The sequence below is a fragment of the Thermostichus sp. MS-CIW-38 genome, from assembly GCF_054058415.1.
The window spans coordinates 21170-28340 of record NZ_JBSSAH010000039.1 but is presented as its reverse complement, the minus strand read 5'-3'; the positions used below and the strand labels follow the sequence as shown (position 1 = coordinate 28340).

Genomic DNA, 7171 nt, shown 5'->3' with positions numbered 1-7171 from the left:
GGATACCGCCATTCTGGTTGGAAACAAACAGAATGCTATCGCTGCATAGTTGAACAGTGATGTTCAGCAGTGTTCAGCGTAAATGTATCAGCCGGGCCAAGCTTGCGTTAAAACCCTCTGCCGCCCAGCAGCGGACAATTGCCCTGGATTATATCAATCCCCATCCACCCAGATCCGAGCGTGGCCGCGAACCGGATTGCGGACTTGGGCAGTCTGGAGTGCAAAAAGCAGCCTCCCCCGCTCAAGGCAGGCGCAGGGATCCCCTACAGCGCTGGCCGCAAGACCTCGGCTCGACTTCCTCGGCAGCTAGGTTGACTTGGGAGTTGAGGATGACGACGGTGATGGGAGCAGGAGTGGGAGGCAAAGAGCGGCTGCTCCTCCAGCCCCAACTGTCGGCGTACTGTTGTGGGGGAACGTTGGGCAGGATCAGGACGGTGTTTTGCAGGACGTTGCTTTGCAGGGTGGTGGCGTTGCCGTTCAGGATCGCCATCTGCTGGGTGTGGGAAGTCTGAGCCAGGACGGCTGGAGCAAACCCGAAGCCGAGCAGAGCTGCCACTCCGGGGAGGAGGAGTTGGGTGGACAACATCGAGGATTCTCCACAAGACGCCAGGATGCCGACACTTTAGCCTGCTTTGCCCTCCGCTGAGTTGCCGCAAAAAAAAGCTACGTGATGGGGAGGGATCCCTGCTGGGGACGTACAGCCGCGCGGCCCAGGCCCACAAAAAGGCCTGCAGAGGGTACTCTGTGCAGGCCCGTCTTGCTCGTCTGGATTGTCTTGATGGAGCTGATACATTCACGCTGAACTCTCCTGAACATGGTTCAGGAAAGAAGCGATCGCATCCTGCCTATCTCTGAGCAGGAAGGCGGTATCCCGCAAAGCCCTGAGGAATACCCCCCGAGCGCTTTCCCCCTTCACTTCCCGGCAACCGTTGCGGTGGACTCAAGGATCAGGGGGAAACTTGGTCTACTATATCCCTCTCAATGACTTTTGCCAAACCGCCTAAAGCTCAGTAAATTCAGCAAAGTTCAGGGTTTTGGGGGTTAGAGGCATGCTCAGAAGGAGAAACCGGCCCCCACTCAGGAGCCGCAGGGGAAAATTAGCTCTCCGGCTCAAACACCTTCAGATCCACCACCTTCCCCCCCTGGAAAGTCCAGTGGGCAAAGGTGCCGGCAACTTCCCCATTCTCATCGAAGTTGATGGATCCAGAGGCGCCGGTGTAGAAGATGTCTTCCCCTTTGCCGATCAGCTCCACCGCCTTGGCCCACTCTCCGGGCAGGATCTCGGTGCCGGGGGGATTGGCCACTTCCCGCAAAGCATCCCGAACAGCAGTGCCATCGGTGCTGCCGGCTTTCTGAATGGCCAGAGCCAGGACAAAAGCGGCATCGTAGGCGGTGTCGATGTAGGGGGTGGGGGGCAGCTCCCCGTAGGCGGCTTTGTAGGCTTCGGCAAAGATTTGGTAAGCCTTGCTATCGGTGAGGGCCTGAGGCGAAACGCCGATGGATCCCTCTAGCTTTTCGGCTCCCACCTGGGCTGCCACATCGGGAGAGCGCATGCCATCGGTGAAGACAAAGCGGTCAAACAGCCCCTCTTCCAAAGCTTGCCGCAAAATGACCACACCGTTTTCGGGGTAGCCAATCAGCACCAACGCCTGGGGATCCCCTTCCTTCAGTTGGGTCAGCTCACTGCGGTAGGAAGCCTTGCCGGGCTCGTAGGGAACCGACTTGGTGATGGTGCCGCCCCGCTTTTCAAAAGCCGTCTTAAAGCTGTCGGCCAGGCCCTGGCCATAGTCGTTATTATGATGGCCAGGCGCTCCAGCTTCTCTTCACGGGTGATCTGGGCCAGGGCTACCCCTTGATAGGCATCGGAAGGAACTGTGCGAAACAGAAAATCGTTGTCCTCCAGGGTGGTAATGGTAGGAGCGGTGGAAGCGGGGGAAATTTGCGGGATCCGATTGGGAACAGAAACCGTCGTGGCCACCGGAATGGTGATGCCACTGCCCAAGGCGCCGATGATGCCGGCCACCTTCTCCACGGTGACCAACCGTTGAGCTGCGTCGATAGCCGGCTGAGCCGACGTCTGGTCATCCGCTTCGACCACTTGGGCAGGGGATCCCAAAATGCCACCGGCGGCGTTGATTTGGTCAATCGCCAGCTTGATCCCTTTGAGGCAGTTTTCCCCGAAGGCCTGCAGATCCCCGGTGAGAGACATTAAAGCCCCAATTTTGACCGGCCCTTGAGTTGCCTGCTGAGCCGTGCTGGGCAGCAGAGTGGTGGCAAGAGCAGCCGCCGTCAGGGCAGCCGCCGCTGCAAAGGCCCGTCGGGTGAGTTTATTCATGCGAGACATAGCCGACAACCTCCTGTGAGGGAAGAGAAAGTAGAACTCAGATCCCAAAAGTCAAGCAAGTGTTGAACCGTAGCAGTCAGACGTTGGCTCACCTCAAAGCGTTCCCCACTCCCTCAAGAAAAGATGGCTCCGGGAAACAGGCGGGCCAGACTCAGGATCTCGCCCGTTCCTTGGCTGCTGTAGGGCTGGCTGCGGCCTCCAAAGGCAGTTGCCCCTGTAGGAATCCAGGAAGGATAATGGGCAAACTCGGCCATTGGGCTCATTATATTTTGAGAAATACTGAACTCATCGGTCGGCGGGGTTTTCCCAAGGCAGCGGCGTGATTGTTATCGACGACATCTCCAAGCGGTTTGGCGGCATTAGCGCGGTGGATCACTGTTCCTTCCGCATCGAAACCGGTCGGATTACGGGCTTGATCGGCCCGAATGGGGCCGGGAAGACCACGCTTTTTAACATCATTGCCGGGTTTATTCGGCCCAGCAGCGGGCGCATCTGGCTAGATGGGGAAGACATCACCGGCCTGCCCCCTCACCATCTGTTTCGTCGAGGGCTGGTGCGCACCTTTCAGATCCCGCGGGAGTTTGGCCGCATGACTGTCTTGGAGAACTTGATGGTGGTTCCCCCCAATCAGATAGGGGAAAACCTATTCGCCACTTGGTTCAGTTGGCGGCAGGTGCAACGACAAGAACGCAACCTGCAAGCTCGGGCGGAAGAGGTTCTGGAACGGCTGAACCTGATCCATCTGCGGGATCAACTGGCCATCACCCTTTCCGGCGGGCAAAAAAAACTCCTGGAACTGGGACGTACCTTGATGACCGATGCACGGGTGATCCTGCTGGACGAGCCGGGGGCCGGCGTCAACCGCACCCTGCTGGCGGATTTGATGCGCTTTATCGAGTATCTCAACCGCGAGCGGGGCTGCACCTTTTGCATCATCGAGCATGACCTGGATCTGGTGACCCGTCTCTGCGACCATGTGGTGGTCATGGCTGCCGGCAAGGTTCTCACCCAGGGATCCATGGAGGAGATCAAACAAAACCCAGCCGTGCGGGAGGCCTATTTGGGATCTGTGGCACTGGCCGACTCCCTAAACCCACCCCAACCCTCCCCTCTGCCTTCGGAGGGATCCCTCTCATGACCCCTTTGCTGGACATCCAAGATCTCTACAGCGGCTACCGGGGGGTGGACATCCTCAAGGGGATCCACCTGAAGGTGAACCCCGGGCAAATTGTGGTGATCATCGGCCCCAATGGAGCCGGCAAATCGACGGTGCTGAAATCCTTATTTGGCTTGGCCACCATCCGCTCAGGCCGAGTGCTGTTTCAGGGATCCGACATCACCCACTTGCCTGCCGAGCAACTGGTGCAGCGGGGAATCGGCTTTGTGCCCCAGACCAACAATGTCTTTCCTTCCCTCACCGTGCAAGAGAACCTGGAGATGGGGGCCTTCATCCGACGCGACAACCCTGCCGCCCAACTGGAGCGGGTTTATGAGCTGTTTCCACCCCTGAAAGAGAAACGACGCCAAGCGGCGGGATCCCTATCGGGTGGACAACGGCAGATGCTGGCCATAGGGCGAGCGTTGATGGTGGAGCCGCAGTTGTTGTTGCTGGATGAGCCGACCGCCGGCCTGTCACCGCTGTACATAGAACAGACCTTCGCCCTCCTGCAAGAGATCAACCGTCTCGGCATCAGCATCCTCATGGTGGAGCAAAATGCCAAGCAGGCCCTGAAGATGGCGGACTGGGGCTATGTCTTGTCCACGGGAGAAAACCGCTTTGAGGATACTGGCCCCAACTTGTTGAACAATCCTGAGGTGCTGGAGCTGTTCTTGGGCGGGTGAGGCCCTCACCCCCCTCCCCTCACTCAAAACAAAAGGAGAGGAGGGTCAAGCGGGGCTGGCCAGTTGCTGCTTGCGCAGTTGAGCTGCTTGGTTGAGGAGAGCCTCCACAAAAGTCATCGCTTCTTGGGCGGAGTGGCCGGCAGTAAGTTGGGCCAGTTCTTCGCGGCGTTCTCGTTCTCCCAAAAGCTCCACCCGCACAGAAGTTCGCTTTTGGTGCACCACCTTGTGAACCCGCAGGTGGTGATCCGCCAGGGCAGCGATCAGGGGTTGGTGGGTGACGCAGAGGATCTGGTGATCTCGGGCGATGCTGTACAGCTTGGTGGCGATGGCTTGTGCCACTTTGCCCGACACGCCGGTATCGACTTCGTCGAAAACCATGGTGGCCACCGGATCGATGCGGCTGAATACGGCTTTCAAGGCCAGCAGAAAACGGCTCATCTCGCCGCCGGAGGCGATGCTGGCCAAGGGCTGAAGAGGCTCACCCGGGTTGGGGCTAATCCAAAAACTCACCTGATCCACCCCCTCTGCCGTCGGGGGGCCGGGTTGGATCTGCACCTGGAATTGCACTGCGCTCATCCCCAGCGGCCTGAGCTCTTCTATGAGGGCCTTTTCCAGTTGACGGGCCGCTTGTTGCCGCAGTTGGGAGAGCGCTTGGCAATGGCGCTCCAGGTCTTGGGCAGCTTTGTCCAGCCGCGCCTGCAATTCCTCTAGGTCGGTGTTGTCTCCTTGCAGTTGGGCCAACTGCGCCTGCACCCGCTCCGCATGGGCCATCACCTCAGCCAAGGTCGGGCCGTATTTGCGGCAGGCTTGTCTGAGTTGCGCCAAGCGCCGTTCAATTTTGTTCAACCGACCGGGATCCGCCTCCAGCGTCTCGCCGTAGCGAACCAGCTCCCGCCCCACCTCCTCCACCTGAATGAGAGCGCTGCTGACCATTTCCGCCAGAGGGGCTAGGTCGGGATCCCGCTGGGTCATGGTCTGGAGCAGCCGCTCTACCTGGCCCAACAGGTCGGCGATGGCCGGTGAGCCACTATCGTTTTGGTAGAGCAGTTGGTGAGCTGCGTAGCTTTGCTGTTGCAGTTCCACGCGGTGGGCCAGGCGCTCTCGTTCCCGCTCCAGCTTGGCCATTTCGTCGGGATCCTCCAGGCGCAGGGCGGCCAGCTCTTGCGCTTGAAACTCCAGTAGGTCTAGCCGTTGCAGGCGCAGTTGTTGGTTTTGCCGGCGGGATTCCACCTCTGTTTTCAGTTGGTTCCAGGTTTGGTAAAGGGCAGCCACCTCCGCCCGTGTTCGCAACAACTCTTCGCCGCCAAAGTCGTCCAGCCAACGGCGCTGGGTTTGGGGAGATTGGATTTGAACGGTTTGCCCCTGGGCAGTGATCTCCACCAATTTGGCCCGCAGGTTGAGCATCTGGGCTTTGTTCACCAGCACCCCATTCACCCGCAGGCGGCTGGTGAGCTTGCCGTTGCGCAACACCAGCTCGCGACTACAAACCAGGCCCTCCTCTAGGGGTTCGATTTGTTCTTGTTCTAACCAGGCTTGCAGCTCGGGATTGAGATGGAAAATTGCCTCCACCAGACCTCGTTCGCTGCCAGTTCGCAGAGCCCGAGCTGTACCTCCTAGAGCTGCATCCAGCGCATCGAGGATGATGGATTTGCCGGCCCCGGTTTCTCCGGTGAGCACGTTCAGCCCCGCTCGAAAAGGGATCTCCAATTGCTCGATCAGGGCAAAGTTCTCGATCCGCAGCAGGCGCAACATAGGGATCCCGTGGGCTCAGCGTGCCGTTGGCAGTTTTCAGGATAGGGCTTGCGGGGTCGCTCTGTCCCACGTTAGCGTACCCACCATCCCTCGGCGGACGGGTACAGCGGCCAGCGGGGAGTCTGTTATTGCAGGGGTGGGGAGCACCACCCGTTCTGGTTTGGGGATCCCCTCGGGGAAATTGGCAGCCCGGCTCAGCCCACCAGGGGGTAGCGCTCCATCAGGTAGCAGAGGCAGTCTTGGCGGATGATGCGGCTGTTGAGGGTGAGCATGCCCGGCATGATGGGCACGCTGGTGCGAATTTCTCCATTGCAGGCATAGAAAAAGCGATCCGCCACATTTTGGCCCTGCTCGTCTTGCACCTCCAGGTGGAAGCCGTTGTTCGTCCAGCCAATAGGGGTGTGGGGGGGAAGCTCCCGAAAATTGAGGAGATCCAAATCCGGCGGGAAGCGGATGTGAGAGGGGGATCCCTCTTGGTCGCCATTCTCTTCCCCAAAGCTGAAGCTCACCTGATCCGGGATTTTGACAATGGCGACGCTGTGGAACAGGTCGATATCTTGGCGGAAGACAGGGCGCTGCGGGATCGCCGACAGGTGAAGGCAGGCTTCCAGAAATTCGTAGGCATGCTGGGTGCCGTGGGGCTGATCCGGCTTGCCGCATTCCAGGGTCACCGCCGGGCAGAAGCGCCCGAAGGCCATGCTCTGCACCCCTTCTGGCCTGGTGAAATAGAGAACGGTGCGCCCAAACAGGGTGGCCAGGTGCAGGGTAGGGGCATCCAGGTGATTGACACAGGCGTAGTGGGGGTTGGTGCCCGTGTTGTTGTGGATATCGACACTGGCAAAAACGCCCCGCTGCTGCATTTGCTGAAGGACGGCCTGGGCCATGGCATGTTCGGGGGTGGAGCCGGAGCCCCAAATGCGGTTGTAGTCGGGTTGGCCGTCCAGCCGCCGTTGTCCTTGACGGGCTGCATGAACATTGCCGATGAAGAGGGAAAGGGAGCGGGGCAATTCCCGTTCGCGGCAGCGGTGCAGAGGACTGTAGCGGCGGAGAAGCTGTCGCACCGCCTGCCAGCCGGTGGTTTCGTTGCCGTGCAGCAGGACGGACACAAACAGGGCGGGATCCCGTCGTCCCGGCAGATGGATGAGGGTTGGCCCACCCAATCGGTCGTAAAGCTGATGGGCCTCTAGATCCAGCAGTTGATCCGGTAGATGATCGAGAACGGTGAGCATGCTG

Annotated in this window: 5 protein-coding genes and 1 pseudogene; 2 read left to right on the top strand and 4 right to left on the bottom strand. The window is 59.5% G+C overall.

Annotated features, from left to right (window positions below; genetic code table 11):
• Positions 1 to 241 precede the first annotated feature (241 nt).
• Together ACVWXZ_RS11845 and ACVWXZ_RS11840 are read right to left on the bottom strand one after the other, a co-directional pair.
• A complete protein-coding gene (locus ACVWXZ_RS11845) occupies positions 242 to 586 on the bottom strand; it encodes a hypothetical protein (RefSeq protein ID WP_011432412.1) in 345 nt (114 codons plus the stop codon).
• 511 nt (positions 587 to 1097) lie between these two features.
• Positions 1098 to 2209: pseudogene (locus ACVWXZ_RS11840) on the bottom strand (ABC transporter substrate-binding protein).
• Positions 2210 to 2663: 454 nt separating this feature from the next.
• On the opposite strand from ACVWXZ_RS11840, the gene ACVWXZ_RS11835 reads away from it, so the two are divergent.
• Together ACVWXZ_RS11835 and ACVWXZ_RS11830 are read left to right on the top strand one after the other, a co-directional pair.
• Positions 2664 to 3482 carry an ABC transporter ATP-binding protein gene (locus ACVWXZ_RS11835; RefSeq protein WP_457482548.1) on the top strand — a complete coding sequence of 273 codons (819 nt, stop codon included), beginning with the start codon at positions 2664 to 2666 and terminating at the stop codon, positions 3480 to 3482.
• Positions 3479 to 4186, top strand: a complete 708-nt coding sequence (locus ACVWXZ_RS11830) for an ABC transporter ATP-binding protein (RefSeq protein WP_011432416.1) — start codon at positions 3479 to 3481, stop codon at positions 4184 to 4186. Before ACVWXZ_RS11835 ends, ACVWXZ_RS11830 begins: the two co-directional genes overlap by 4 nt.
• Before the next feature lie 45 nt (positions 4187 to 4231).
• On the opposite strand, the gene recN is transcribed toward ACVWXZ_RS11830, so the two are convergent.
• A complete protein-coding gene (gene recN, locus ACVWXZ_RS11825; protein WP_457482547.1) occupies positions 4232 to 5938 on the bottom strand; it encodes a DNA repair protein RecN in 1707 nt (568 codons plus the stop codon).
• 194 nt (positions 5939 to 6132) lie between these two features.
• Positions 6133 to 7167: a M14 family metallopeptidase gene (locus ACVWXZ_RS11820; RefSeq protein WP_457482546.1), complete on the bottom strand. Its 1035-nt coding sequence runs from the start codon at positions 7165 to 7167 to the stop codon at positions 6133 to 6135.
• Between the last annotated feature and the right edge of the window lie 4 nt (positions 7168 to 7171).

Excerpts from the sequence above, each read along its gene's own strand:
- ACVWXZ_RS11845 (WP_011432412.1), bottom strand. The coding sequence starts at position 586 with ATGTTGTCCACCCAACTCCTCCTCCCCGGAGTGGCAGCTCTGCTCGGC.
- ACVWXZ_RS11830 (WP_011432416.1), top strand. The coding sequence starts at position 3,479 with ATGACCCCTTTGCTGGACATCCAAGATCTCTACAGCGGCTACCGGGGG.
- recN (WP_457482547.1), bottom strand. The coding sequence starts at position 5,938 with ATGTTGCGCCTGCTGCGGATCGAGAACTTTGCCCTGATCGAGCAATTG.
- ACVWXZ_RS11820 (WP_457482546.1), bottom strand. The coding sequence starts at position 7,167 with ATGCTCACCGTTCTCGATCATCTACCGGATCAACTGCTGGATCTAGAG.